This is a genomic window from Cupriavidus sp. P-10, assembly GCF_003402535.2.
Classification (GTDB): Bacteria; Pseudomonadota; Gammaproteobacteria; order Burkholderiales; family Burkholderiaceae; genus Cupriavidus.
In genome coordinates, this window is sequence record NZ_AP025170.1 from 1,926,839 (window position 1) to 1,953,016 (window position 26,178).

Consider the following 26,178-nt stretch of genomic DNA (forward strand, 5'->3'; position numbering starts at 1 on the left):
GCGAAAACTGACTGCTGCAGTGCAACGTGCAATACGCCTCACTGCACTACTTATGCAGAGGGGCACCTTGCGGCGCCCCTGCGGCATTATAGGCGCCCGGACCCGCCCACAAGGGCCGGCCGGCACGCCCCGGACATCAGCCCTTCTGGGCAGCGGCCACCTGGGCGGCCACTTCAGCGGCGAAGTCGTCCTGCTTCTTCTCGATGCCTTCGCCCACGACGTACAGGGTGAAGCCCTTCACGGTCGTGTTGGCAGCCTTGAGCATCTGCTCGACAGTCTGCTTGTCGTTCTTCACGAACGGCTGGTTGAACAGCGACACTTCCTTCAGGTACTTCTGCACCGAACCCTCGACCATCTTGGCGACGATTTCGGCCGGCTTGCCCGACTCGGCAGCCTTCTGCTCGGCGATGCTGCGCTCCTTGGCGATCAGGTCTGCAGGGACCTGCTCGGCCGACAGCGACACCGGCTTCATGGCGGCCACGTGCATGGCCACGTCCTTGGCGGCGGCTTCGTCGCCGTCGAACTCGACCATCACGCCGATACGGGTGCCGTGCAGGTACGAAACCAGCTTGCCGCCGTTGGCGTAACGGACAAAGCGGCGGACCGTCAGGTTCTCGCCGATCTTGCCGATCAGGGCCGTGCGGGTGGCTTCAACGCTCACGCCGTCGATTTCCAGCGCCGACAGGGCTGCCACGTCGGCCGGGTTCTGCTTGGCGATCAGTTCGGCAACCTTGGCCGAGAAAGCCAGGAAGTCGTCGTTCTTGGAGACGAAATCGGTCTCGCAGTTCAGTTCGACCAGCACGCCGGTGGTGCCGTCGATGAACGAAGCGACCACGCCTTCGGCGGTCACGCGCGATGCGGCCTTGCTGGCCTTGTTGCCCAGCTTGACGCGCAGCAGTTCTTCGGCCTTGTTCAGGTCGCCGTCGGCCTCGGTCAGGGCCTTCTTGCATTCCATCATCGGCGCGTCGGTCTTCGCGCGCAGTTCTGCAACCATGCTTGCGGTAATTGCCGCCATTTGTCACTCCTTGAATGGTTCGCGCCGGGCCCCGGCAGTCTGCCCGCGGCACCCGGTCGGTGGGTCTACAGCGCACCCGCGGCAGATACTGCCTGCGGCGGATGACAACAATTCAAATTCGAAAAAAGGGGGCGCCAGAAGTGCCCCCTTTTTTGCCCTGCTGCCGACGTACCCCGGCTTGCGCCCTGCGCGCTGCCCGGCGTGCCGGGCGGCAAGCGATGCTTGCCTGTCGTGTGTTGACGTGCGCGCTATCGGGTTCCTTTCAGGCAGCGGGCCGGAGGCTATCAGCCTTCCTGCACTTCGACGAATTCGTCGTCGCCGCGGGCGGCTTCAACGACTTCCTGCACCGCGTTGGCACGGCCTTCCAGGATCGCGTCAGCCACGCCGCGCACGTACAGGGCCACGGCCTTGCTCGAGTCGTCGTTGCCCGGGATCACGTAGTCGATGCCTTCCGGCGAGTGGTTGGTATCAACCACGCCGATCACGGGCACGCCCAGCTTGTTGGCTTCGGTCACGGCAATCTTGTGGTAGCCGACGTCGACCACGAAGATGGCGTCAGGCACGCCGCCCATGTCCTTGATGCCGCCGATCGACTTTTCCAGCTTGAGCATCTCGCGCTCGAACATCAGCGCTTCCTTCTTGCTCATGGTTTCCAGCGCGCCGGCTTCCTTGGCGGCTTCCATGTCCTTCAGGCGCTTGATGGAGATCTTGACCGTCTTGAAGTTGGTCAGCATGCCGCCGAGCCAGCGGGCGTCGACGTAAGGCATGCCGGCGCGACCGGCCTCTTCAGCCAGGATTTCGCGCGACTGGCGCTTGGTGCCCACGAAAAGGATGGTGCCGCGATTGGCTGCCAGCTGACGCACGTACTTCATGGCGTCCTGGAACATCGGCAACGTCTTTTCGAGGTTGATGATGTGGATCTTGTTGCGATGGCCGAAGATGAAGGGGGCCATCTTCGGGTTCCAGAAGCGGGTCTGGTGGCCGAAGTGGCAACCGGCTTCCAGCATTTCGCGCATGGTAACGGACATGTGATTCTCCAAAGGGTTAGGTCTGAAGCCCGCCCCGACATTCCTGAAAAGGAACACCCCGGATAGGCGGGCCAGCGATTTCCAAAAAACATCGTCGCAGCTGGATGCTGCAAACTGTCGACCTGGCTGTGCGATGTTGCACCGCAACCAGGCGAGCCCGCTATTGTAGCAATAAAAGTGCGACGCGCTCAAGCCGCCCGTCGCCCACCGGCGTTCGGCTCCACGCCTCGCGCATGTCCGCTGGGCCACCCAAATCCGCGCCGCCACAAGCTGCGATCCCGCGCCGATGGTGCGATAATCCCACATTGATCTTTCGAATTCGGCGCGGCCAGTGGCCCCGCCATCACTTTTGGCGACGCAGCATGAGCATTTACCTGAACACCGCCGAAGACATCGCCCAGATGCGCGTGGCTTGCCGCCTTGCCTCCGAAGTCCTCGACTACATCACGCCCTTCGTCCAGCCGGGCGTCACCACAGGCGAGCTGGACCGCCTGTGCCACGCCTATATGCGCGACGTGCAAGGCACCGTGCCGGCGCCGCTGAACTACGCGCCCCCCGGTTACCCGCCCTTCCCCGGCGCGATCTGCACCTCGGTCAACGACGTGATCTGCCACGGCATCCCCGGCGAGCGCGTGCTCAAGAGCGGCGACGCGATCAACCTGGACATCACCGTCATCACCAAGGAAGGCTATTACGGCGACACCAGCCGCATGTTCATCGTCGGCGAAGGCTCGATCCTGGCCAAACGCCTGGCGCAGGTGACGTACGAATGCATGTGGAAGGGCATCTCGCAGGTGCGCAACGGCGCGCGCCTGGGCGATATCGGCCATGCCATCCAGGTGCACGCGGAAGCCGCCGGCTACAGCGTGGTGCGTGAATACTGCGGCCACGGCATCGGCAAGAACTTCCACGAAGACCCGCAGATCCTGCACTACGGCCGCGCCGGCACCGGTGCCGAGATCAAGGCCGGGATGATCTTCACCGTGGAACCGATGATCAACGCCGGCAAGCGCGATATCCGCACCATGCCCGACCAGTGGACGGTCAAGACCCGCGATCGCAGCCTGTCGGCGCAGTGGGAGCACACCGTGCTTGTCACCGAGACAGGCTTTGAGGTGCTGACGGTGTCGGCCGGCACCCCGGCGCCGCCAGCCTTCATTACGGAATCCGTCGCGGCCTGAAGTCGCACACCAGCCAGGGCGCCTGACCGGCGCCCTTATTTTTCCAGCCGTGCCCACGCACCATCCCGCCCTCTCCATGGACACCACGCCGGAACTGCTGCTTGCCGCGCGCGTGCGCGACCAGCTCAAGGCCGATAAGCAGGCGCTGTTTGCCGACTTCAACCTCAGCGCCAACGTCGGCACGTTGATCACGCGGCTGCGCCGTGCCGTCGACGCCGCGCTGGTGGAAGCGTGGCGCGGCCTGGAGATGCCTGCGGGCGCGGCGCTGGTGGCGGTGGGCGGCTACGGCCGCGGCGAGCTGCTGCCCTATTCGGACGTCGACGTGCTGCTGTTGCTGCCCGCCGAGCCCGACCAGGACACCACCGGTCGGCTGGAGCGCTTCATCGGCCTGTGCTGGGACCTGGGCCTGGAGATCGGGTCGTCGGTACGCACCGTGGACGATTGCATCCGCGAGTCGCGCCAGGACGTCACCATCCAGACCTCGCTGCTCGAAGCGCGGCTGGTGACCGGCAGCCGCAAGCTGTTCGAGTCGATGCGCACGCGCTACCAGGCCGACCTGGACCCGGCCGCGTTTTTCCAGGCCAAGCTGCTGGAAATGCGCCAGCGCCACGCCAAGTACCAGGACACGCCGTACGCGCTCGAGCCCAACTGCAAGGAAAGCCCGGGCGGCCTGCGCGACCTGCAGGTGATCCTGTGGATGACCAAGGCCGCTGGCCTGGGCGACAGCTGGAAAGAACTGTTCGAGCGCGGCCTGCTGACGCAGCGCGAAGCGCAGGAGCTGGCACGCAACGAGCGCCTGCTCAAGACCATCCGCGCGCGCCTGCACCTGGTGGCGGGCCGGCGCCAGGACGTGCTGGTGTTCGACCTGCAGACCGCCCTGGCGGAGTCCTTCGGCTACCGCCAGACCACCAACAAGCGCGCCAGCGAGCAGCTGATGCGGCGCTACTACTGGGCGGCCAAGGCGGTCACGCAGCTCAACATCGTGCTGCTGCTGAACATCGAGGCAATGCTGTTCCCCAGCGAGTCGCAGGTCACGCGCGTGCTCAACGAACGCTTCGTCGAGCGCCAGGGCATGCTGGAGATCACCAGCGACGACGTTTACGAGCGCGATCCTCACGCGATCCTGGAAACCTTCCTGCTGTACCAGCGCACGCCCGGCGTGAAGGGCCTGTCGCCGCGCACGCTGCGCGGGCTGTACAACGCGCGCACCGTGATGACCGCGGGCTGGCGCAACGATCCGGAAAACCGCCGCCTGTTCCTGGCCATCATGCAGGAACCGCAGGGCATCACCCATGCGCTGCGGCTGATGAACCAGACCAGCGTGCTGGGCCGCTACCTGATCAACTTCCGCCGCATCGTCGGGCAAATGCAGCACGACCTGTTCCACGTCTACACCGTGGACCAGCACATCCTCATGGTGGTGCGCAATATGCGCCGCTTCGCCATGTTCGAGCACACCCACGAGTTCCCGTTCTGCAGCCAGCTGATGGCGAGCTTCGACAAGCCGTGGGTGCTGTGGGTGGCGGCGCTGTTCCACGATATCGCCAAGGGCCGCGGCGGCGACCACTCCAGGCTCGGCACCGTGGACGCGCGGCGCTTCTGCAAGGCGCACGGCATTGCGCGCGACGATGCCGACCTGATCTGCTGGCTGGTCGAGCACCACCTGACCATGAGCCACGTGGCGCAGAAGCAGGACCTGACCGATCCGGACGTGGTGCATGCCTTCGCGCGCGTGGTCGGTAGCGAACGCCACCTGACTGCGCTGTACCTGCTGACCGTGGCCGATATCCGCGGCACCAGCCCCAAGGTCTGGAACGCGTGGAAGGGCAAGCTGCTGGAAGACCTGTACCGCATCACGTTGCGCGTGCTCGGCGGCGCGCGCGTGGATCCGCATTCGTTGTGGTCGCTGCGCAAGGAAGAGACCATCTCCGAGCTGCGCCTGAAAGCCTTCGACCCCGAGCTGGGCAAGCGCCTGTGGGCGCAACTGGACGTGGCGTTCTTCCTGCGGCACGATTCGCGCGACATCGCCTGGCTCACGCGCCACCTGTACGACAAGGTGGACAGCACGAACCCGGTGGTCAAGGCGCGCATCTCGCCGGCGGGCGAAGGTTTGCAGGTGGCCGTCTACGTGCAGGACCAGCCCGACCTGTTCGCGCGCATTTGCGGCTATTTCGAGCGCAAGGCGTTCTCGATCCAGGACGCCAAGATCCACACCACCCGCCACGGCTACGCGCTGGATACGTTCCAGGTCACCGATCCGGGCATGGCCAGCGACGGCAACTATCGCGGCAACTACCGCGACATCATCGCGCTGGTGGAGCACGAGCTGTGCGAAAGGCTGCGCCAGCAGGCCGCATTGCCCGAGCCCACGCAGGGACGCCTGTCGCGCCAGTCGCGCAGTTTCCCGATCAAGCCGCGCGTCGATTTGCGCCCGGATGAGCGCGGCCAGTATTACCTGCTGTCGCTGTCCGCCAACGACCGCACCGGCCTGCTGTACGCCATCGCCCGCGTACTGGCACGGCATCGCGTGTCCGTGCACACGGCACGCATCAACACCCTGGGCGAACGCGTCGAAGACGTGTTCCTGGTAGACGGCAGCCGCCTGGCCGCCGACAACCGATTGCAGATTCAGCTTGAACAGGACTTGCTCTCCGCCCTCGCGATCTGAGGCGGGCAGCATCAACGATATGACCGACAGCAATTCGCCGAAGCGCAAGACGCTAGGCATCAAGGCCGCAGGCGACACCGGCACCGCCGCGCGCAAGACCGGCAACCGTCCGGTTCGGGTTTCCGACCTGAACCGGAACCGCGTGCGGGCCGTGACCGAAGGCATCAAGCGTGCGCAGCAGAGCGACGGTGGCAAGAGTGCCGGCCGCCGCGCGCCAGGCGAAGCGCAAGCCGGCGGCGATGCCGGCCGCGGCGTGCGCAAGCCGCGTCCGCCCCGCCCCGCTGACGGCGAGCGGCAGGCACGGCCGCGCCGTGCCGAAGGCGAAGCACGGCCGCCTCGACGTTCTGGCGACGACGACAACCGTCCGCGCCGCTATGGCGACGACCGCGGCGAAGCGCGCCCGCGCCGTTTCGAGGGCAATGAATCGCGGCCGCCGCGGCGCGTTGGCGATGACGACAGCCGTCCGCGCCGCTATGGCGACGATCGCGGCGAAGCACGTCCGCGCCGTTTCGAAGGCAATGAATCGCGGCCGCCGCGACGCTTCGGCGACGACGAAAATCGTCCGCGCCGCTATGGCGACGATCGCGGCGAAGCACGTCCGCGCCGTTTCGAGGGCAATGAATCGCGGCCGCCGCGGCGCTTTGGCGACGACGACAACCGTCCGCGCCGCTATGGCGACGACCGTGGCGAAGCGCGTCCGCGCCGCTTCGAAGGCAATGAATCGCGGCCGCCGCGACGCGTTGGCGACGACGACAACCATCCGCGCCGCTATGGCGACGATCGCGGCGAAGCACGTCCGCGCCGTTTCGAGGGGAATGAGTCGCGGCCGCCGCGGCGCTTTGGCGATGACGAAAATCGTCCGCGCCGCTATGGCGACGATCGCGGCGAAGCTCGCCCGCGCCGCTTCGAAGGCAATGAATCACGGCCGCCGCGGCGCTTTGGCGATGACGACAACCGTCCGCGCCGCTATGGCGACGATCGCGGCGAAGCGCGTCCACGCCGTTTCGAGGGGAATGAATCGCGGCCGCCGCGGCGCTTTGGCGATGACGAAAATCGTCCGCGCCGCTTCGAAGGCAGCGAGTCGCGGCCGCCACGACGCTCCGGTGACGACGACAACCGTCCGCGGCGCTACGGTGACGACGACAACCGTCCGCGGCGCCCTGCCCCCACCGGCGACCGCCGCCGCGAAGGCTCCGCGCCGGCGCGCCGCTTCAGCGATGCCGCCGGCACGCCCCGGCCGCAGGCACCGGCCCCGCGCCCGCAGAAGCCGGCTCGCGACGATGCCGCGCCTGAAACCACCCATGACGACGGCCTGGTGCGCCTGTCCAAGCGCATGTCCGAACTCGGCCTGTGCTCGCGCCGCGAAGCCGATGAATGGATCCCGCGCGGCTGGGTGCTGGTCGACGGCAAGCCGGTGACCGAGCTGGGCAGCCGCATCCGCCCGGATGCCGAGATCGAGATCCTGCAGGAAGCGCGCTCCGAACAGGGCGAGCGCGTTACCGTGCTGCTGAATAAGCCGGTGGGATACGTATCCGGCCAGGCCGAAGACGGCTATGAGCCGGCCGCGGTGCTGTTCACCGCCGAGAACCAGTGGGAGGGCGACGCCACGCGCAAGCGCTTCGCGCCGTGGCAGCGCAAGAGCCTGGCGCCGGCCGGCCGCCTCGATATCGACTCCACCGGCCTGCTGGTGCTGACGCAGGATGGCCGCGTCGCGCGCGCGCTGATCGGCGAGGACTCGAACGTCGAGAAGGAGTACCTGGTACGGGTGGTCTGGCATGGCCCGCAAGGCGTGGTCGAGCGCAATGTCAGCGAGGCGTTCCCCGCCGACCAGCTCGAACTGCTGCGCCATGGCCTGTCCCTGGATGGCGTGCTGCTCAAGCCGGCCAAGGTCAGCTGGCAGAACGAAGAGCAGCTGCGCTTCGTGCTGCGCGAAGGCCGCAAGCGCCAGATCCGCCGGATGTGCGAACAGGTGGGGCTGGAAGTCGTTGGCCTGAAGCGCGTGCGCATGGGCCGCGTGGTGCTGGGCGACCTGCCGCCGGGCATGTGGCGGTTCCTGGGACAGTTCGAGAAGTTCTGACGACGAGTCTGGACTGACCATGGAAAAAGCGGCCGCAATGGCCGCTTTTTTTGTCTCGCCTGTAGCGCCTGATTCAATCGTCGCTATTGGCCGGCAGATCCGGGAACAGGATCTCGGTAAACCCGAACTTTGTAAAATCCTTGATCCGCATCGGATAAAGAATCCCCTGCAGGTGGTCGCACTCATGCTGCACCACGCGCGCATGGAAGCCATCGGCGATCCGCTCGATCCGATTGCCCATCAGGTCATGGCCGCTGTATTTCAGCCGCACATGCCGCGGCACCACCCCGCGCAGGCCGGGTACCGACAGGCACCCTTCCCAGCCGTCTTCCTGCTCATCCGACAGCATCTCCAGCACGGGGTTGATCAGCACCGTCTTGGGCACCATCGGCGCATCCGGATAGCGCGGATTGCGGTCGAAGCCGAAGATCACCACTTGCAGGTCGACGCCGATCTGCGGCGCGGCCAGGCCTGCGCCGTTGGCGTGGTCCATGGTGTCGAACATGTCTTCGATCAGCGTGCGCAACTCCGGCGTATTGAACCGCTCCACCTTGCGCGCCACCTGCAGCAGGCGCGGATCGCCCATCTTGAGAATCTCGCGGATCATGGCTGTTTCCCCGGTTTATTCCTGCGCGGGCGCAGCGCCCGCTTCAGCCAGCAATGCCAGCATGCCGCCCTCGTCCAGCACCGGCACGCCCAGCGCCTCGGCCTTGTCGAGCTTGCTGCCGGCTTCGGCCCCCGCCACCACGTAGTCGGTCTTCTTCGACACCGAGCCTGCCACCTTGGCGCCCGCGGCTTCGAGCAATTCCTTGGCGTCCTCGCGCGACATGGTCGGCAGCGTGCCGGTCAGCACAAAGGTCTTGCCCGACAGCGGCGCCGGTGCTGCCCTGGCCACCGGCTCGCTTTCCGGCCAGTGTACCCCTGCGGCGCGAAGTTGTTCGATGACCTCGACGTTATGCGGCTCGCCAAGGAAGTGCGCGATCGACTGCGCCACCACCGGGCCGACGTCATTGACCTCCAGCAGAGCGGCTTCGTCGGCGGCCATCAGTCCGTCGAGCTTGCCGAAATGCCTGGCGAGATCCTTGGCAGTGGCTTCGCCCACGTGGCGGATGCCGAGCGCGAAGATAAAGCGGTTCATGGTGGTCTCGCGCGACTTTTCGATCGCCGCGACGAGGTTGGTGGCCGACTTGTCGGCCATGCGCTCCAGCGCCGCCAGCTTGGCCACGCCCAGCTTGTACAGGTCCGCCGGCGTGCGCACGATGCCCTGGTCGACCAGTTGCTCCACCACCTTGTCGCCCAGCCCCTCGATATCCATGGCACGGCGCTGCGCGAAGTGCAGCAGCGCCTGCTTGCGCTGCGCCGCGCAGATCAGGCCGCCGGTGCAGCGCGCGATCGCCTCGTCTTCCAGGCGCTCGATATGCGAACCGCACACCGGGCAAGCGGTGGGCATCACAAAGGCGCGCGCATCCGCCGGCCGGCGCTCGGCCACCACCGCCACCACCTCCGGGATCACGTCGCCGGCGCGGCGCACGATCACGGTGTCGCCGATATGGACGTCCTTGCGGCGGATCTCGTCCTCGTTATGCAGTGTGGCATTGGTCACGGTCACGCCGCCGACGAACACCGGCTGCAGCCGCGCCACCGGCGTGATCGCGCCAGTGCGGCCGACCTGCACCTCGATATCCTCGACGATGGTGGTCATTTCCTGCGCCGGGAACTTGTGCGCCAGCGCAAAGCGCGGCGCGCGCGAGACAAAGCCCAGCCGTTCCTGCTCGGCCAGCGCATTGACCTTGTAGACCACGCCGTCGATGTCGTACGGCAGGTCGTCGCGGCGCTTGCCGATATCCGAGTAGAAATCCAGCAGCCCCTGCGCCCCCTTAACCACCGCGCGTTCCTTGCACACCGGCAGTCCCAACGCATCAAAGCCGTCGAGCATGGCGCTGTGCGTGGCCGGGCGATCCACGCCCTGCAGTTCGCCCAGGCCATAGGCGAAGAACGACAGCGGCCGCTTCGCGGTAATACGCGGATCGAGCTGGCGCAGGCTGCCGGCAGCGGCATTGCGCGGATTGACGAAGGTCTTTTCGCCGGCTTCCGCCTGGCGTGCGTTGAGCTTGTCGAAGTCGCGGCGATACATGAAGACTTCGCCGCGCACCTCCAGCACCGCTGGCGCCTGGCCGCGCAGCTTCAGGGGGATCGCCTTGATGGTGCGCACGTTGACGGTCACGTCCTCGCCGGTTTCGCCGTCACCGCGGGTGGCGGCCTGCACGAGCCGGCCGTCTTCATAGCGCAGCGACATGGCCAGCCCGTCGAACTTCAGCTCGCAGGAGTACTCGACCGCGTCCGCCGCGCTGAACAGGTCGGCCTCGCCCGCCGCGGGTGCGGTGCGGCCCAGCCCCTGCGCGCAGCGGCGGTCGAAGTTGAGCACGTCGTCGTCCTCAAAGCCGTTGTTCAGCGACAGCATCGGCACCCGGTGGCGCACCGTGTCGAACGCGGCCAGCGCCTCACCGCCGACGCGCTGCGTGGGCGAATCCGGCGACTGCAGCTCGGGATGCTCCAGCTCGAGCGCAACCAGCTCGCTGAACAGCGCGTCGTACTCGGCATCCGGGATGGTAGGCGCGTCCAGCACGTAGTACTGGTAGCTGTGGCGGTCGAGCTCATCGTGCAGCCAGGCGACACGCGTGGCTGCGGCTTCGGGCGGCAAGCCGCCGGCGGGCGCGGAGGCTTCTGCCTGCGCGCCGCGTGGTTTTGCGGTCATGGCAGGCTCCGGCTATACGCTGAACAGCCGCAATGCGACCGGCGAGCCGGCGGGCATGCCGCGCGCTTCCAGCTTCTGGTACAGCGTATCCAGCTGGGTGAAGATGGCGATGAACGAGGCTTCGGTCAGCGGGCGCATATTGTCGTCGACCAACTGCGCGCCCATGCGCTGGGCCAGCGTGTGGCCATATTCGCATACCGTCTTGAACGGCTTGGCGCCCTGGTCCGCCAGCGGCACGTCGAGCAGCAGCGTGATCTGGCGCCCGGACTTGACCGTCAGGTCATCGCGCAGGAAGTTGGTATCGCCGAACTGCAGCGTGAACAGCGGGCGCTGTACGCCTTCGGCGTTGGCCTGGTAGCGGATAAAGCGCGTGCCGTCGCGGGACAGCACCAGCCCGTCCTGCGTCGCCACGTTCTGCACGTAGGCGGCCGACCACGGCGCGCCGTCGGAGATCACGTTGACACCAAGCTGCACGTCGCTGCCCGCGGCAAAGCCATCGAGCTCGCGCGCATTGGCCACGGTCTCGCTCATGTCCGGCAGGTCGGCGGAGGCGTCGAGCGCTTCAGCGAGCGATTCCACCGCGGTGATGAACTCGGAGAACTCCAGCGCATTGAGCGGACCGCTGCGGTTGGCCAGTTGCACCCCGACCTGCAGGTTCTCGTACTGGTGGCCGGCCGTAACCGGCTCCCATGCATTGGCTTCGGCGCGCAAGCCCTCGATATGGACCTGCTTGGTGCCGGCGCGGCGCAGCCGACCGGTCAGCGGCAGGATGCGGTCGCCAGACGCCTTGCGCTCCAGGTGCAGCGGCACGATGCAGTCGATCAGCGGATCGACCACGGCCGGCGCGGGCTGGCCATCCGGAACGGCGGCGACCGGTGCAGGCGCGGGGGCGGCTGCGGGAGCCGGAGCGGCCTCGGCCTCGGCCTCGGCCTCGGGCAACTCGGCTTCCGCGCCTGCGTCCGCCTGTACCACGCCGGCGGCAACCGCGACTTCTTCCATCACGGCTTCGTCGGCATCGGCGGTGCTGGCCGCCGCAGCAGCCGCGGCGGCAACATGGTTGGGCTGCGTGGCGGCAGCCGGTGCGGGCTGTGCTGCGTTTGCCGCGCTTGCCGTGTTTGCCGCGTGTGCCGAAGCCAGCGTCGGCTCGCGCCGCTCAGCTTGCTCCGATGCCGTCTCGTGCAGCCGCGCCGCGGTTTCCGGCGCAGTGGCCTGGCCGACCACCGGTTCGCGCATCGGCGGCAGGTCGTCCTCCGGGCTCAGTTCGCGGGGACGGCGCGCCTTGCGGATCTGCCACTGGTTGTAGCCGAACAGCAGCGCCAGGAATACCAAACCCGCGACGATCAGCGCGGTCTGCAGGTCCATGTTCAGCTTCATGCTGCAATCTCCAAAGCGCCCATATTGGTCACAGCATTGTGGTGTCGGTTGCGCGCAGCATTCGCGAACGTGCGCCGCCCCGCTGCGCGGGGCCCCTGCTTACTGCTCATGCTGCCTCCGCCATCGAAACCGCCGCGTCCATATCCACGGCCACGATCCGCGAAACGCCCTGCTCCTGCATGGTCACGCCAATGAGTTGATGAGCCATTTCCATGGCGATCTTGTTATGTGAGATGAAAACGAATTGGGTCTTGCTCGACATGCGCGCCACCATGTTGGCGTAGCGTTCGGTGTTGGCGTCGTCCAGCGGCGCGTCCACCTCGTCCAGCAGGCAGAATGGTGCCGGGTTGAGCTGGAACATCGCAAACACCAGCGCGATCGCGGTCAGCGCCTTCTCGCCGCCCGACAGCAGGTGGATAGTCGAGTTCTTCTTGCCCGGGGGCTGTGCCATCACCTGCACGCCGGCGTCGAGGATTTCCTCGCCGGTCATGATCAGGCGCGCCTGGCCGCCGCCGAACAGCGACGGGAACAGTTCGCCGAAATGGTGGTTGACCTGGTCGAAGGTGCCCTGCAGCAGCGCACGGGTTTCCTGGTCGATCTTGGCGATCGCGTCTTCCAGCGTGCTGATGGCGTCGTTCAGGTCGGCCGACTGCGCGTCGAGGAAGGTCTTGCGCTCGCGTGCCGCCGCCAGTTCGTCGAGCGCGGCCATGTTGACCGGGCCCAGCGCGTTGATGGCGTTGTTGATGCGCGTGACTTCACCCTGCAGGTACGACGGCTTCAGGTCGCCGGTGAGCTTGTGCGCCAGCCCTTCTTCGTCAACCTTGGCTTCGGTCAGTTGCTCGCTGAACTGCTCCTGGTTCAGGCGCGCGGCCTGCTCCTTGAGTTGCAGTTCGGTGATGCGGTCGCGCAGCGGCTGCAGGCTGCGCTCGGCGGCGAGGCGCTGTTCGTCGAACTGGCGCAGTTGCGCCGACAGCGCATCGAGCTCGGTGCGCGCGACGGTGAGCTTTTCTTCTTTCTCGGCGCGCAGTTCCAGCGCATCCTGCAGGCCGGTATGCGCGGTCTGCTCGTTGATGGTTTCGAGCTCGGCGCGGGCGTTTTCCAGCGACTCGGCAATGCGCTCGGCCTGGTCGGCCGCCACCTGGATATTGCGGCGCAGCTCGTCGATGCGGCTCGACAGGTTGCGCTCGGCAAAGAGCGCTTCCTGTGCGGCGCGCTCGAAGTCGCGCAGCTGGTGGCGCGCTCCCGAGAGCTTGCTGTCCAGCGCCTCGAAGGCCATCTGCTGGTCTTCGTGCGAGGCCTGCATCTCGGCCAGCGCGGCATCGTGCTGTTCGAAGCTGGCTTCGGATTCGGCGCGGATCGCGCGCTGCTCTTCGATCTGCGCGTGGATTTCGTCCAGTTCTTCGCGGATCTGGCCGCTGCGGGCGGAGTAACGCTCCATCGCCTGCGACAGCTTGAGCACGTCCATCTGCAGCGCATGCACGCGGCGCGTGGCCTGCTCGGCGCGCGTGCGGGCTTCACCCAGCGCCTGGCTGGACTGGGTATAAGCGGCCTCGGCGCGCACTGCCTGGGTCCTGGCTTCGTCCGACAGCAGTGCCTGCGCGCGCGCCTGCTTCTGCAGGTTTTCGATTTCCTGCTCGCGCGCCAGCATGCCGGCCTGCTCGGAATCGGCGGCGTAGATCTGGATCGCGTTGCGGCCAACCAGGTGGCCCTCGGCGACCACGAACGAGGCGCCTTCGGGCAGTGTGCCGCGCGCGGCCAATGCCTGCGTCATGTCGGTGGCGACGAAGATGTCGGCCAGCCAGTCCTGCATCACCGCGCGGATGCCCGGCTCGGTGATCTGCACCAGCGACATCAGCGGACGCAGCCCCGCCGGCGTTTCCAGCGGACGGGCCGCAGCCGGCGGCGAGTAGAACGCCAGCTTGGCCGGCGGCGCATCCGTCAGGAAGGCCTTGACCCAGTCAAGGTTGGACACCTCCAGCGCGTTCAGCTTTTCGCGCAGCACGGATTCGAGCGCGTTTTCCCAGCCAGGCTCGATATGGACCTTCTTCCACAGGCGCGGCAGTTCGGCCAGCTCATGCTTGGCCAGCCAGGGCTGCACCTTGCCGTCGGTCTGCACGTTCTCCTGCAGCTGGCGCAGCGCATGCAGGCGTGCTTCCAGCGAGGCAATCGCGCCAGCTTCGCTATGCACGCGCGCCTGCGCGGCGCGGCGCTCTTCGTCCAGGCGCGGCACAGTCTCTTCGGCGTCGGCCAGCACGGCCTGCGCTTCCTCGACGACGGCTTCCTGCTCGGCCAGTTCGGCGCGGCCCTGTTCCAGCCGGGTTTCGTCCGGACGGTCCAGGCCCTTTTCCTCCGCGGACAGACGTTCGCGGCGCTGTTCCAGCTGCTGCAGCATCTGGTCGGCGCTGCGCTGCTGCGCGGCTTCGAGCTTGAGCGCCTGCTCCGCCTGCATGATGCCGGCGCGCTGCTCGTTGAGCAGTTGCTGGGCATCGCGCCACTGGCCTTCCAGCGTCGGCAGCTCGTCGTTCTTGTGCGCGACGGCCTCTTGCGCCTCGACCGTGCGGCCTTCGGCCACGGCGAGGTTTTCCTCGGCCTGCGCGAGTTCGTCGGTAGCCTGCTCGGCCTTGCCCTGCCACTGCTCGCGCTGCGTCGTCAGCGCGGCGATCTGGGCCTGCACGCGATTGCGCGACTCCACCACGTAGCGGATCTCGGCCTCGAGCTTGCTGACCTCGGCATTGGCTTCGTACAGCGCACCCTGCGCGGCGTGCATGCCATCCGATGCGGCGTAATGCGCGGCGCGCATGGTTTCCAGCTCGGCCTCGACATGGCGCAGCTGCGCGGTCTGCGCTTCCAGGTCGATCTGGGCCTGCTCGATGGCGCGCTGGTGGCGTTCCTGCTCGACCTGTGCCTCGCGCTTGCGCAGCAGCCACAGCAGGTGCTGCTTTTCTTCACCATCGGACTGCAGCGTCTTGAAGCGCTGCGCGACTTCGGCCTGGCCTTCGAGCTTTTCCAGGTTGCTGCCAAGCTCGCGCAGGATGTCTTCGACACGGGTCAGGTTCTCGCGCGTGTCGGACAGGCGGTTTTCGGTCTCGCGGCGGCGCTCCTTGTACTTGGACACGCCCGCGGCTTCTTCCAGGAAGATGCGCATGTCATCGGGCTTGGCCTCGATGATGCGCGAGATCATGCCCTGCCCGATGATGGCGTAGGCGCGCGGGCCCAGGCCCGTGCCCAGGAAGATGTCCTGGATATCGCGCCGGCGCACCGGCTGGTTGTTGATGTAGTAGGACGAGGTGCCGTCGCGGGTCAGCACCCGCTTGACCGCCACTTCGGCGTACTGGCTCCACTGGCCGGCGGCCCGGCCTTCGGCATTGTCGAACACCAGTTCGACGCTGGCCCGTCCGGCCTGCTTGCGCGCTGTGGAGCCGTTAAAGATCACGTCCTGCATCGACTCGCCGCGCAGCTCGGAAGCGCGTGACTCGCCCAGCACCCAGCGCACTGCGTCGATGATGTTGGATTTGCCGCAGCCGTTCGGACCGACGATGCCGACCAGTTGGCCAGGCACCTGGAAATTGGTGGGATCGACAAATGACTTGAAGCCCGCCAGCTTGATCGAGGATAGTCGCACGGTTTCTCGTGTGGTATCGGCCGCCGCCGGTACCGGTGTTGCGGTACCGCCCGCAGCCTGGTATCGGGGCTATAGCAATGTTCAGAAGCCGGGCTGCGCGGGAGCCGGCGCGGCGTGCCGCCTGCGCCTCAAAATCCCCCCCGGGCCCGAGAATTGGGGCTAATCATACCATCGCAGATGCCTTCGCCGGCCCGTTTGGAGGTTGCCCGGGCGCCATATGCCTCCGCCGTTTTCCTTTGCTTTTCCGTCCTTTACAGGCGATTCCGCAAGCACTTTGGCATCCGCGCCCTACGCGCTCAGCCGACTCCCATGTGAAGTCAGTGCGAAGCTAATCAGGGTAAATACCAAGCTCCAGGCGTGATCCCGGAAACGCTCCGGGCACCGCGCACCACGAAAGCGCCCCCGAAGCCCCCCGCCGATCGAAATAACAGTGGGTTGCTGATTCACCCACTCCCCTGCGGCGGTGCTGCGGGTGATGCTGCATTAAGCGCATTGCCGCTGCGAGCGTCCGCGGCATCACGCGCATCGCACAAAATGTCAGTTGCGCTTTGCTTCGACCTGCGTGCGTACTATGCTTCAGCGACAACCAATAGTGCCCTGCTGCACCTTGAAACTGTCCGGGGGGACTCAGAAGTTGAGCGCGCACGGTGCGCTCGGGAGCGGGAAACATCATGTGTTTCTTTCTTCGCAAAGCTTGCTGCATGCCACTGGCAGTGCTCAGCCTGTTCAGCGTTTCCGCCTTCGCCTATGAAGTCGCCCCGGTCAGCGGCGGCGGCAAGATCGAAGGCAAGGTCACCTTCCAGGGCACCGTCCCCATCCGCAAGATCATCCCCACCAAGGACCGTGAAGTCTGCGGCGGCCCGCGCGACGAGCCACAGATCCGCGTGGGCGCCGGCAAGGGCGTCCAGGATGCGGTCGTGTACCTGAAGGAAGTCCCTAAAGGCAAGGCCTGGGGCGCGCCCGACAAGGTCCCGGTGCTCGACCAGGAACACTGCATTTTCAAGCCTGCCGTGCAGGTGGTCCGCCCCGGCAAGCTTGAAGTGACCAGCTCCGATCCGGTGCTGCACAACACCCACGGCTTCTACGGACAGCGCACCGCATTCAACCTTGCGCTACCCGAGAAAGGGGTCAGGATCACGCGCGAACTGCCACGTCCCGGGCTGGTCCGGGTCGAGTGCGACGCGCACGGCTGGATGCTGGCCCACATCTATGTCGCCGATAGCCCGTACTACGCGCTGACCGCAGAAGACGGCAGTTTCCGCATCGACGACGTTCCACCCGGCAGTTACACCCTGGTCGCCACGCAGTACTACACCGGCGACACCGAGACGCCAGTCACGGTAACCGGAGGCCAGACCGCGAAACTCTCGATCGAACTCAAAAAGAAATAGAACGATCGGTTTTGCCGCTGCCTTTTCATCATCCCCCGGGGGGCGGAGGACCGCCAGATGAACGCATTCGAACTCGAACGACGCGAGCTGCACCGGACCCTGACCGGTTCGGACGATCGCCCGGAAGGCGCCGCAGTATGGACGCGCCGCACTTTCCTGCACCAGGCGCTGCTCAAAGGCGTTGCAGGTGCCGCCGCATGCGGGTTCTTCCCGCTTCTGAACACGCTTGACGTGGCCTACGGTCAAACCGGCCAGAACTTCCGCTTTGCCTGGGTCTCCGACACGCACCTCTACCCCAGGGAGCTCAACTCCCGCTTCGTGGAAAAGACGGTGCGCGCCTTCAAGGAAGTGCAGGCCATGAATCCGCCAGCCGACTTCATGATCTTCGGCGGCGACCTGGCGCAGCTGGGCGACCCCGTCGAGCTGCAGCTCGGCGCCGAACTGCTGAAGGAAGTGAAGATCCGCAAGGTCTTCATCCCGGGCGAGCACGACTGGTACCTCGACATGGGGTCGACGTGGAACAAGACCTTCGGCAACACGCCCTGGACCTTCGACCACAAGGGCGTGCGCGTGATCGGCCTGAACACGATCGCAGGCGCACCGGACTTCTGGACGGCACGCAAGATGACACCGAAAGACCGCATGGGACATATGGCCACGCTCGACGGCACGCTGGGCGGCGCCTGGTCCGTCATCGGTGAAAAGCAATTGCGCTGGCTCAACAGCACGCTGTCGAACTGGCCCAAGAGCAGCCCGGTCATCCTGTTCACGCATACGCCGCTGTACGAGTACTACCCGCCGTGGAATTTCTGGATCCGCGACTGGCGCGAGGCGCATGAAATCCTCAAGCCCTATGCCAACGTCACCAATGTCCACGGGCATACGCACCAGGTGCTCTACAACGAGATCGGCAAGTTGCGCTCGATCGGCATGCTGGCCACGTCGTGGCCATGGCCCTACGCGCCGGAAGGCGTGCCGCTTCTGACCAAGCCGATGATTCGCGCCGACCCGGGCGATCACTTCGACGGCGTTGGCTGGAGCACGCTGACCATGACCCCGCAGGGACGGGTGGAAAACGAATACAAGATGTGGCGCAAGACGGTCTTCGCAGACCAGCCGGCGGATTCCGGCACCGAGGACAACCGCAACCAGGTCCTCAGCCCGCGCATCGCCGACCGGATCTAGACCGGCCAGCACCCCTGATCCGGCGCAGCAATGCGTGAGGAGCGAATGATGAAGAACGACATATGGCACGCCCGTGCCCTGACGGCAGGGGTAGCCGTGTTGCTGCTGCTCGGCTACGACAGCGACCAGCCGATGGCACACAAGGAACCCCACACGGCAGACCAGCTGAAAGCGTTTGAAGACGTGTTCATGGAACAGGTGAAGGTCGGTGACCAGCTGTTCCACGGCGATCCCGGCGCGCAGAAGCAGCTGAACGTCAAGCTCTCGAACACCGGCGTGGCCTGCGCCATGTGCCACCCGTACGCATCCGACACTCACCCGCATGAATTTCCCAAGTTCCAGGAGCAGATGAACGAGTTCGCCACGCTGCGCGACATGATCAACTGGTGCATCGAGAAGCCCAATGAAGGCGAGAAGATCGACCCCAACGGGCCCGCCATGAAAGCGCTCGAGGCCTATATCTACTACTCGAACCGCAACAGCAAGCTCGATCCGGGCAGGCACTGAGCGATGGGCCGGCCGTGAACACCAACGGAGCTAGAAGCATATGACTGCCGCCCGCGCGACATCGGACCCATCCGAAGCATTTCCCGACCTGGATTCGCTGATCGACCGCGGGCTTATTCTCAAGTGGCTCTATTGGGGACTGTTCTGGCTGATGTTCACGCCCAGCATTGGCGTGACCATCTCCAGCCTGTTCAACTTCCCCGACTACCTGGGAACCTCGCAATACCTGACCTTCGGCCGCTTGCGGCCGATGCACGTCAATGGCGTGATCTTCGGCGCCTTCTCCACGCTGTTCATCGGCCTGTGCTACTACCTGCTGCCGCGCCTGTGCGGCGTGCCGGTCTGGAAAGGCCGGTGGGGACACTGGCTGGTATGGGTGTGGAACCTGGGCCTGGTTGCCGGCATGGCATCGCTGATGCTCGGCTACAACCAGGGCCTGGAGGCCGGCGAATTCCCGCTTGCGATCGACGCCATCATCTTCGTCGTGGTAACGGTCACCACCGTCCAGTTCCTGATGACGATCGCGCACCGGCGCGAGCCGCAGCTTTACGTGGCGGTGTGGTACCTGATCGGCGCCTTTGTCTGGACCGTGATGAACCTCGTGCTCGGCAGCTTTATCCTGCCGTACACCTTCACCGGCATCAACAGCGCCGCCTTCCACGGCCTGTTCATCCACTACATCGTGGGGCTGTGGATCACGCCTGCCGGCTACGTGCTGATCTACTACTTCCTGCCGGCGAGCGTGCAGAACCCGGTCTACAGCCACAAGCTGTCGCTGGTGGGGTTCTGGTCGCTGGCGCTGTTCTATCCCTTCGTCGGCATCCACCACTATCTGTACAGCCCCATCGCCGACTGGGCCGAGACGCTGGCGATCATCACCTCGATGCTGCTGATCGTGCCGGTCTGGACGGTATTGCAGAACTTCTTCGGCACCATGATGGGCCGCTGGCACACCTTCACCCAGAACCTGACCGCCAAATTCCTGATCATGGGTTCGCTGATGTACCTGGCGGGGTGCTTCCAGGGCTCGACCGAAGCCCTGCGCGCGATCCAGCAGCCGACGCACTTCAGCGATTTCGTCATCTCGCATTCGCACCTGACGGTGTTCGGCACCTTCGTGGTGTGGGCCATCGGCGGCACGGTCTATGTGATACCGCGGCTGGTGGCGCGCCCGCTGTGGTCGCCACGGCTCGGCAACTGGTCGTTCTGGCTGATCACCTTCGGCATCAGCCTGATGGGACTGGACCTGACCATGGCCGGCCTGCAGCAGGGCTACATGCTGATGGCGGGCGTGGAATGGCTGGACTCGCTGGTGGCCATCCGCCCCTACTGGCTGGTGCGCACGACCGCCGGCATCTCGATGGACATCGGCATGTCGCTGCTGGTCTATAACCTGATGCGCACCGTGCTGTCGGCCGAGCCCGCCACGGCACCCAGCGCCGCGGGCGCCGTACGCGGGGCGTCGACATGACCCCGCGCCGACCCGATGGCCGCTATGGCCTGCGTTTCTATGCGCTGGTCGCGGGGTTCGGCTGCCTCTCGCTGGCCGCCTTCGTGCAGGGCGTACTGCCGATGCTGGAGCCACAGTCGCGCACCGACAAGGTTACCCAGGTGGTGCGCACCGACCTGGGCGAACTCAAGTGGATGGAAGCACGCGCCACCGACTACACGCCGCTGCAGCTGCGCGGCCGCGAGGTGTATACGCGCGAAGGCTGCTGGTACTGCCACTCGCAGTTCGTGCGCCCGGTCACCGGTGAAACCCGCCGCTGGGGCCCGGTCTCCCAGGCCGGCGAATACGCGTTCGACCTGCCGCACCTGTTCTCGACTCGGCGCATCGGCCCCGATCTCTCGCGCGTTGGCCTGAAGTTCAGCGACGCCTGGCACCTGGCGCACTTCTGGGATCCGCGCATGTTGTCGCCCGACTCGATCATGCCGCGCTTCTCCGCGCTGTTTTCCGAGCCGCACACCGCAAGGCTGGTGACCGACCAGCAGGGCCGCCGCACCATCGAGAACACGCCCGCGACGCGGCAGCTGTTCGATTTCGGCAGCAGCGAGACCATCGCGCTGACGCCCAACCAGGCCGGCCTGCTGTATGTCCCGGAGCGCGGGAAGTACCCCGTGATCCTGACCCCCAACAAGGAATTCACCGGCGAGACCGTGATCCTGATCACCGATACGGAAGACCTGCGCGCACTGGTGGCCTACCTGCAGAAGCTCGGCACCAACCGAGGCAAGTGGCGCGACCGCTTTGAACCGCAGCAGATGGAGGCCTCGCAGACGAGCATCCCGCGCTCCGAGGAATGGATCGCGCACGGCAAGAACGTCTATGAGCGTCGCTGCCTTGGCTGCCATGGGGTCAAGGGCGACGGCAACGGACCGGCCGCCGCGTTCATGCAGAAAGACCGCCCGCGCAATTTCACGCTGGGGGTGTTCAAGTTCCGCCTTACGCCGTCGGGATCCATGCCGGATGACGGCGACCTGCTGCGAACCATCACGCGCGGCGTGCGCGGCACCGCGATGCCAAGCTGGCACGAACTGCCGGAAAAAGACCGGCTGGCCGTGATCCAGTACATCAAGTACGTGCTGGCGGCCGACCGCAGCAAGCCCGACAAGCCCTACTTCTACTTCCTCGAAGAACCGCCGCTCGCGCCGATCTTTATCGGCGTGCCGCCCAAGCCCTCGGCCGAACTCATCCTGCGCGGCAAGCAGGCGTGGGACCGCGCCAAATGCTGGGAATGCCACGGGCGCACCGGCAAGGGCGACGGCGAAAAAGCGGCCGGACTCGAGGACGATTTCGGCTTCCCGATCCCGCCGGCCAACCTGACCACCGGGCAGTTCAAGTCCGGGGCATCGGTGAAGGACATCTTCCGCACCGTGAGCACCGGGCTGTCCGGCACGCCGATGCCGTCGTTCAGCGACACGGTGTCCGAGGACGACCGCTGGGCGCTGGCCTACTTCGTCCTGTCGCTGTCCGCCTACACCGACCCGCTGACCGGCCAGCCGCTGCCGATTCCGCCCGAGCAGAAAGCCGCGCTGAACGACCCCGACCTGCGCGCCGACGAATCGCGCCACGCCTATCGTCCCCCGGCCGGCGAACCGGGACAGCCCGGCCAGCCAAGCACCTATGCCGGCGAGGCGTGGGCCAAACGGCACGGCTTCGCATTTGCTGACGAGCGCTAGGAGCGAGCATGGCTGAACTCACCTTCCTGCAATTCGTGGTGGCCTTCTTCATGAGCCTCGGCGCGGTCTGCGTGTTTATCTGGGCCGTGCTGTCGGGGCTGTTCGAAGACGTCGAGGCCATCAAGTACAAGGCCTACCGGGCCGAAGTCAAGGATGACGAAGCGGAGGCATCCGGCCATGAATGATGAACCCGACACTCCGCCCGCCGGACCCGAAACACCGCATCACCAGCAGACCGAAGACTACGGCGGCGGCCATATCCAGGCGCGCCATGGCCGCATCAATGTATGGCTGCTGGTCGTCTACCTGGTGTTGTTCATCTGGGCGTTGTACTACGGCTACGCCTACTGGGGCGGGCTCGGGCCAGGGCTGGACCTGACGCGCTGAGTGACCGCCCGCCGACCGCCCGCCGACCGTCCGCCACACCATCGGAGCCGACCATGATACCGAGACTGCTGCTGGCGCTGGCCCTGCTGAACCTGGCCTTCCTGTTCGGCGAACTCGCGCTGAACGTGCTCGGCCTGCAACTGTTATAGCGGAGCCGGTCATGACCCTTGCCGAAGCGATCGCCTTCTGGATCTTCGTCATCATGACGGTTGGCTTCTTTGCCTGGGTGGCCTACCTGGCGATACGCAAGTAGCGGGAGAGGCCATGAGCGACCTGTGGCTGGTCTTTCTGGCAGGCGTGGCCGGCAGCATGCACTGCGTGGGGATGTGCGGTGGCTTTGCCTGTGGCCTGGGCCCCGCGCCCGGCGGACGCCTTGCTACCATGCTGCGGCACCTGGGCTACAACCTGGGCCGCATCGCCAGCTATGCCTTCCTTGGCACGCTGGCCGGCTATCTCGGCATGCTGCTGGTCGGCCACGCTGGTGAAAGCACCACGGCCAGCATGGTGCAGCGCGGACTGGCCATTTTCTCCGGGCTGCTCATGCTGATGATCGGGCTGAACCTGGCCGGGTTCATTGGCCGAGGCGGCCATGCGCTGGGCGGCGTGGGCGCGCAATGGCTGGCGCAATCGCTGCGCACCTTGCTGCGCCAGCCCGGACCTGCCGCGCCGCTGGCATTTGGCGTACTGAACGGCTTCCTCCCCTGCCCGCTGGTCTATGCCTTCGCCGCCCAGGCGGCAGCCAGCGGCACCGCGCTGGGCGGGCTGCAGATCATGCTCGCGTTCGGGCTCGGCACCCTGCCGACCATGCTGGCAATGGGCGGATTCGGGCTCTGGTGGCGCGCGCGGCGTCGGCCTGCCGGCATCCCGGCGCAGCCGGTCGTGGCCAGCTTCCTGCCTGCGCCGGCGGCGCGCCTGGGCTGGCGCATGCAGGGCGTGCGTGCCGCCGGCGCGTTTATCGTCCTCCTCGGCCTGATCACACTCGCGCGCGGGGTGGTGCCGATGAGCGCTCACCTGCATTAGCGAGGCCGCATTAACCAGGCCATCCATGCCCATCGAAACCACACACGCCTGCAGTCACTGCCAGTTGCCGGTCGGACGGCTGGGCCAGCAGCGCGAACTGGACGGCGAAGCGCACTGGTTCTGCTGCTATGGCTGCTGCCTGGCGTATCAGGTGCACCATGGCGAGCACGAGGAACCGCAGGCCGCTGCCGCGCTGATACGGCTCGGCGTCGGCGGGTTTCTCGCGATGAACGTCATGCTGTTCAGCTGGCTGCTCTACGCCGATGCGTTTACCGGCGACGAAGCGTGGCTGCGGGGCCCGGTTCACTGGCTGCTGTGGGCGCTGGCGACGCCACTGGCATTGCTGCTGGGGCGGCCATTTGCCGAAGGCGCGTGGCAGGCCATGCAGCAGGGCCGGCTGTCGACCGATACCCTGGTCTGCATCGGCGTGCTCGCCGCCTACTGCTACTCAGGCTGGCAGGTATTGCTCGGCTCGAGCCTGGTCTATTTCGATACCGCCGCCATGGTGCTGCTGCTGTTTACGCTGGGCCGCCTGCTTGAGGCGCAGGTGCGCGTACGCACCGCGCGCCGCCTCGCGCCGATGCTGGCGGCTGAACGCGCCGAGGCGCGCGTGGTCGAGGGCGGCACCGAAGGCTGGCGCGCCGTCGTCGACATCCGGCCGGGCGAAATGGTGCGGATACTTCCCGGCGAACGCGTGCCAGTCGACGGCATTGTCGTCGATGGCCGCTCGGAGTGCGACGAAGCCGTCCTGACCGGGCAGGACGAGCCGCAGTTCAAGCCGCCGGGCGCATTGGTGCACGCCGGCAGCATCAACGGCAGCCGCCCGCTGCTGGTCCGCGCCACGGCGGCCGGCTCGCAGACCCGGTGGCAGCAGATCGGCCGGCAGGTGCGTGCAGCGCTGGCGCGCAAATCGCTGGCGGGCGACACCGTCGACCGGATCATTGCCGTGTTCATTCCCGGCGTGCTGGCGCTGGCCGCGGCCAGCGCATGGTTCTGGGGGAGCCGCGCAGGCGCGCCGGCGCAGGCGGCGGATGCCGCGATGCTGGCCGGACTGGCCGTGCTGGTGGTGGCGTGCCCGTGCTCGCTGGGCCTGGCTGCACCGCTTACGCATGCGTTGGCAATCGGGCTGGCGGCACAACGCGGCATTCTCGTGCGCGGCGGCGACGTGCTGGAAAGGCTGGCGCGGCTCAAGGGCATTGCCTTCGACAAGACCGGCACGCTGACGGCGGACACGCTGCACCCGGTCGGCATGCAGACCGAAGGCGCCAGCCATGCCGAAGTCCTGCGCGTGGCGGCTGCGCTGGCGCAGGCTTCGGACCATCCGGCAGCGCGCGCAATTGCCGCCATGGCCCGCGCCGCGGCGTCGCCGCCCGCAACCTCAAACGAAGTCGAGGCCAATGCCGGCGAGGGCCTGTGCGGTCGATTCGACGGGATGGAGTGCGCGCTGGGGTCGCCCGCCTTTCTCGGCACGCTCGGATGGCACGTGCCCCCGGGCCTGCTGGCTACGGCGCCACTGGGATGCACGCTGGTACTGGTCGGTTGGGAGGGACAGGCGCGCGGGCTGATCGCGCTGCGTACGCTGCCGATGCCGCATGTTGGCGACGTGATCGCCGAGATGCAGCGCCAGGGCCTGCGCACGCTGCTGCTGAGCGGCGACAATCCGCACGCGGTGGCGGCCATGGCCGGCACGCTGCATATCGCTGCGTGGCAAGCCAGGCTGCTGCCGCAGGACAAGGTGCTTGCCCTGCGCGACTGGGCCGCCGGCACAGGGCCGGTCGCCATGGTCGGCGATGGCCTCAACGACGGTCCGGTGCTGGCGGCTGCCTCGGTCGGCATCGCCGTGGGCAATGCCTCCGACCTGGCGCGCGAAAGTGCGGACGTCGTGCTGCCGCGCTCCGGCCTGGCCAGCTTGCCGTGGCTGTTGCAGCAGGCGCACCAGGTGCGCCGCACGGTCCGGGCCAACCTGGCCTGGGCCTTCGGCTACAACGCGATCGCGCTGGCGCTGGCCGCCGCCGGGCTGCTGCAACCGGTGCTCGCGGCGGTGCTGATGGCGGGTTCCAGCGTGCTCGTGGCGATGCGCTCGTGGCGCGCCAGCGCAACTGCCGAAGCCAATGCAGGCACCGCCGAGCACGCAGGCGCCACGGCTCCGGGCCAGCCTGCCGCACTACGATCCGGTCACGGAGTGTCACCATGAACCGATGGCTGGCCAGCCTGGCCGCCTGCCTCTTCGCGGCCTCGCTGCCGGACCTTGCGCCGGCCACGCACAATGAGACCCAGCACACCGACCTGTCGTCGCGCGGCTGGCCGGTGGGTGATTTCCGCCTTACCGATCAGAACGGCCGCTCCTTTACCCACGCGCAACTGCAAGGCCGCTGGACCCTCGTGCTGTTGGGCGACACCCATTGCGGAGCGCCGTGCGGCGCTGCGCTGACGGCCCTGACGGGGTTGTACCAGCGCATCAGCACGACGCAGAAGCTTGCCACCACGCAGGTGCTGTTCGTCTCGCTGGACCCGCGGCGCGATACACCGGAGGCACTGCGGCGCTACCTTGCCCCGTACGACGCCCGCTTCATGGGTGCCACCGGCAGCCCGGAGACGCTGGCACGAATGATTGACGATCTCGGCGCCAGACCAGGCGTGCCGCCCGCCCCGAACGCAGCCTATCCAGGCTCGCTGATCCTGGTCGGGCCGGATGCCACGGTGCGCGAGCAGTTCCTGCCGCCGTTCGACGTGCCGCTGCTGACCGCCGCCTACCTGAAAGCACGCGTGCGAAAGTGACACGCACGCC

At 66.7% G+C, this 26,178-nt stretch carries 19 protein-coding genes; 13 read left to right on the forward strand and 6 right to left on the reverse strand.

Annotated elements, in window-relative coordinates:
- Nucleotides 1-136: 136 nt before the first annotated feature.
- Nucleotides 137-1,015 carry a translation elongation factor Ts gene (gene tsf / locus CTP10_RS08870; protein ID WP_116320645.1) on the reverse strand — a complete coding sequence of 293 codons (879 nt, stop codon included), beginning with the start codon at nucleotides 1,013-1,015 and terminating at the stop codon, nucleotides 137-139.
- 284 nt (nucleotides 1,016-1,299) lie between these two features.
- Entirely contained in the window at nucleotides 1,300-2,043 is a 744-nt protein-coding gene (rpsB, locus tag CTP10_RS08875; protein WP_078196561.1) for a 30S ribosomal protein S2, read from the reverse strand.
- Nucleotides 2,044-2,405: 362 nt separating this feature from the next.
- On the opposite strand from rpsB, the gene map reads away from it, so the two are divergent.
- The 3 genes from map to CTP10_RS08890 all read left to right on the forward strand — a co-directional run bounded on the left by map (nucleotide 2,406) and on the right by CTP10_RS08890 (nucleotide 7,969).
- Nucleotides 2,406-3,224: a type I methionyl aminopeptidase gene (gene map / locus CTP10_RS08880; RefSeq protein WP_116320644.1), complete on the forward strand. Its 819-nt coding sequence runs from the start codon at nucleotides 2,406-2,408 to the stop codon at nucleotides 3,222-3,224.
- A gap of 76 nt (nucleotides 3,225-3,300) precedes the next feature.
- The gene (locus CTP10_RS08885) at nucleotides 3,301-5,892 is read left to right on the forward strand and encodes a [protein-PII] uridylyltransferase (RefSeq protein WP_116320643.1); all 2,592 of its coding nucleotides are present in this window, start codon (nucleotides 3,301-3,303) and stop codon (nucleotides 5,890-5,892) included.
- A gap of 19 nt (nucleotides 5,893-5,911) precedes the next feature.
- Nucleotides 5,912-7,969, forward strand: a complete 2,058-nt coding sequence (locus CTP10_RS08890; RefSeq protein ID WP_116320642.1) for a pseudouridine synthase — start codon at nucleotides 5,912-5,914, stop codon at nucleotides 7,967-7,969.
- A gap of 73 nt (nucleotides 7,970-8,042) precedes the next feature.
- Here the strand turns inward: CTP10_RS08890 and def are convergent, their stop codons facing one another.
- The 4 genes from def to smc form a co-directional block, all read right to left on the reverse strand.
- Nucleotides 8,043-8,576 carry a peptide deformylase gene (gene def, locus CTP10_RS08895; RefSeq protein WP_116320641.1) on the reverse strand — a complete coding sequence of 178 codons (534 nt, stop codon included), beginning with the start codon at nucleotides 8,574-8,576 and terminating at the stop codon, nucleotides 8,043-8,045.
- A 15-nt stretch (nucleotides 8,577-8,591) separates the two neighbouring features.
- The gene (gene ligA, locus CTP10_RS08900) at nucleotides 8,592-10,724 is read right to left on the reverse strand and encodes an NAD-dependent DNA ligase LigA (RefSeq protein WP_116320640.1); all 2,133 of its coding nucleotides are present in this window, start codon (nucleotides 10,722-10,724) and stop codon (nucleotides 8,592-8,594) included.
- Between the two features lie 12 nt (nucleotides 10,725-10,736).
- Complete coding sequence (locus tag CTP10_RS08905) at nucleotides 10,737-12,098, reverse strand: cell division protein ZipA C-terminal FtsZ-binding domain-containing protein (protein WP_116320639.1); 1,362 nt, start codon at nucleotides 12,096-12,098, stop codon at nucleotides 10,737-10,739.
- 106 nt (nucleotides 12,099-12,204) lie between these two features.
- Nucleotides 12,205-15,720 (reverse strand): chromosome segregation protein SMC, encoded by a 3,516-nt coding sequence (gene smc / locus CTP10_RS08910; RefSeq protein ID WP_116320638.1) that lies wholly within the window; start codon nucleotides 15,718-15,720, stop codon nucleotides 12,205-12,207.
- Nucleotides 15,721-16,421: 701 nt separating this feature from the next.
- Between smc and CTP10_RS08915 the strand changes: the two genes are divergently transcribed.
- The 10 genes from CTP10_RS08915 (at nucleotide 16,422) to CTP10_RS08960 (ending at nucleotide 26,168) form a co-directional block, all read left to right on the forward strand.
- Nucleotides 16,422-17,111: a carboxypeptidase regulatory-like domain-containing protein gene (locus CTP10_RS08915; RefSeq protein ID WP_116320637.1), complete on the forward strand. Its 690-nt coding sequence runs from the start codon at nucleotides 16,422-16,424 to the stop codon at nucleotides 17,109-17,111.
- Between the two features lie 57 nt (nucleotides 17,112-17,168).
- The gene (locus CTP10_RS08920) at nucleotides 17,169-18,296 is read left to right on the forward strand and encodes a metallophosphoesterase family protein (protein WP_116320636.1); all 1,128 of its coding nucleotides are present in this window, start codon (nucleotides 17,169-17,171) and stop codon (nucleotides 18,294-18,296) included.
- A gap of 48 nt (nucleotides 18,297-18,344) precedes the next feature.
- Nucleotides 18,345-18,803, forward strand: a complete 459-nt coding sequence (locus tag CTP10_RS08925) for a hypothetical protein (protein WP_116320635.1) — start codon at nucleotides 18,345-18,347, stop codon at nucleotides 18,801-18,803.
- Nucleotides 18,804-18,843: 40 nt separating this feature from the next.
- The gene (locus CTP10_RS08930) at nucleotides 18,844-20,274 is read left to right on the forward strand and encodes a cbb3-type cytochrome c oxidase subunit I (RefSeq protein ID WP_116320634.1); all 1,431 of its coding nucleotides are present in this window, start codon (nucleotides 18,844-18,846) and stop codon (nucleotides 20,272-20,274) included.
- The gene (locus CTP10_RS08935; RefSeq protein WP_116320633.1) at nucleotides 20,271-21,983 is read left to right on the forward strand and encodes a cbb3-type cytochrome c oxidase subunit II; all 1,713 of its coding nucleotides are present in this window, start codon (nucleotides 20,271-20,273) and stop codon (nucleotides 21,981-21,983) included. Before CTP10_RS08930 ends, CTP10_RS08935 begins: the two co-directional genes overlap by 4 nt.
- Before the next feature lie 8 nt (nucleotides 21,984-21,991).
- Entirely contained in the window at nucleotides 21,992-22,168 is a 177-nt protein-coding gene (gene ccoS, locus CTP10_RS08940) for a cbb3-type cytochrome oxidase assembly protein CcoS (RefSeq protein ID WP_116320632.1), read from the forward strand.
- Complete coding sequence (locus CTP10_RS08945) at nucleotides 22,161-22,370, forward strand: hypothetical protein (protein WP_116320631.1); 210 nt, start codon at nucleotides 22,161-22,163, stop codon at nucleotides 22,368-22,370. The genes ccoS and CTP10_RS08945 overlap by 8 nt, the downstream gene beginning before the upstream one ends.
- 264 nt (nucleotides 22,371-22,634) lie before the next feature.
- Nucleotides 22,635-23,390, forward strand: a complete 756-nt coding sequence (locus CTP10_RS08950) for a sulfite exporter TauE/SafE family protein (protein ID WP_116320630.1) — start codon at nucleotides 22,635-22,637, stop codon at nucleotides 23,388-23,390.
- Between the two features lie 25 nt (nucleotides 23,391-23,415).
- A complete protein-coding gene (locus tag CTP10_RS08955) occupies nucleotides 23,416-25,584 on the forward strand; it encodes a heavy metal translocating P-type ATPase (protein ID WP_116320629.1) in 2,169 nt (722 codons plus the stop codon).
- Nucleotides 25,581-26,168 carry an SCO family protein gene (locus CTP10_RS08960; protein WP_116320628.1) on the forward strand — a complete coding sequence of 196 codons (588 nt, stop codon included), beginning with the start codon at nucleotides 25,581-25,583 and terminating at the stop codon, nucleotides 26,166-26,168. Before CTP10_RS08955 ends, CTP10_RS08960 begins: the two co-directional genes overlap by 4 nt.
- Nucleotides 26,169-26,178 lie beyond the last annotated feature (10 nt).

Coding starts and splice junctions, on each gene's coding strand:
- ccoS (WP_116320632.1), top strand. CDS start 21,992: ATGGCTGAACTCACCTTCCTGCAATTCGTGGTGGCCTTCTTCATGAGC.
- tsf (WP_116320645.1), bottom strand. CDS start 1,015: ATGGCGGCAATTACCGCAAGCATGGTTGCAGAACTGCGCGCGAAGACC.
- CTP10_RS08955 (WP_116320629.1), top strand. CDS start 23,416: ATGCCCATCGAAACCACACACGCCTGCAGTCACTGCCAGTTGCCGGTC.
- CTP10_RS08890 (WP_116320642.1), top strand. CDS start 5,912: ATGACCGACAGCAATTCGCCGAAGCGCAAGACGCTAGGCATCAAGGCC.
- def (WP_116320641.1), bottom strand. CDS start 8,576: ATGATCCGCGAGATTCTCAAGATGGGCGATCCGCGCCTGCTGCAGGTG.
- CTP10_RS08960 (WP_116320628.1), top strand. CDS start 25,581: ATGAACCGATGGCTGGCCAGCCTGGCCGCCTGCCTCTTCGCGGCCTCG.
- CTP10_RS08930 (WP_116320634.1), top strand. CDS start 18,844: ATGACTGCCGCCCGCGCGACATCGGACCCATCCGAAGCATTTCCCGAC.
- CTP10_RS08905 (WP_116320639.1), bottom strand. CDS start 12,098: ATGAAGCTGAACATGGACCTGCAGACCGCGCTGATCGTCGCGGGTTTG.
- CTP10_RS08950 (WP_116320630.1), top strand. CDS start 22,635: ATGAGCGACCTGTGGCTGGTCTTTCTGGCAGGCGTGGCCGGCAGCATG.
- rpsB (WP_078196561.1), bottom strand. CDS start 2,043: ATGTCCGTTACCATGCGCGAAATGCTGGAAGCCGGTTGCCACTTCGGC.
- CTP10_RS08885 (WP_116320643.1), top strand. CDS start 3,301: ATGGACACCACGCCGGAACTGCTGCTTGCCGCGCGCGTGCGCGACCAG.
- ligA (WP_116320640.1), bottom strand. CDS start 10,724: ATGACCGCAAAACCACGCGGCGCGCAGGCAGAAGCCTCCGCGCCCGCC.
- CTP10_RS08915 (WP_116320637.1), top strand. CDS start 16,422: ATGCCACTGGCAGTGCTCAGCCTGTTCAGCGTTTCCGCCTTCGCCTAT.
- CTP10_RS08945 (WP_116320631.1), top strand. CDS start 22,161: ATGAATGATGAACCCGACACTCCGCCCGCCGGACCCGAAACACCGCAT.
- CTP10_RS08920 (WP_116320636.1), top strand. CDS start 17,169: ATGAACGCATTCGAACTCGAACGACGCGAGCTGCACCGGACCCTGACC.
- CTP10_RS08925 (WP_116320635.1), top strand. CDS start 18,345: ATGAAGAACGACATATGGCACGCCCGTGCCCTGACGGCAGGGGTAGCC.
- CTP10_RS08935 (WP_116320633.1), top strand. CDS start 20,271: ATGACCCCGCGCCGACCCGATGGCCGCTATGGCCTGCGTTTCTATGCG.
- map (WP_116320644.1), top strand. CDS start 2,406: ATGAGCATTTACCTGAACACCGCCGAAGACATCGCCCAGATGCGCGTG.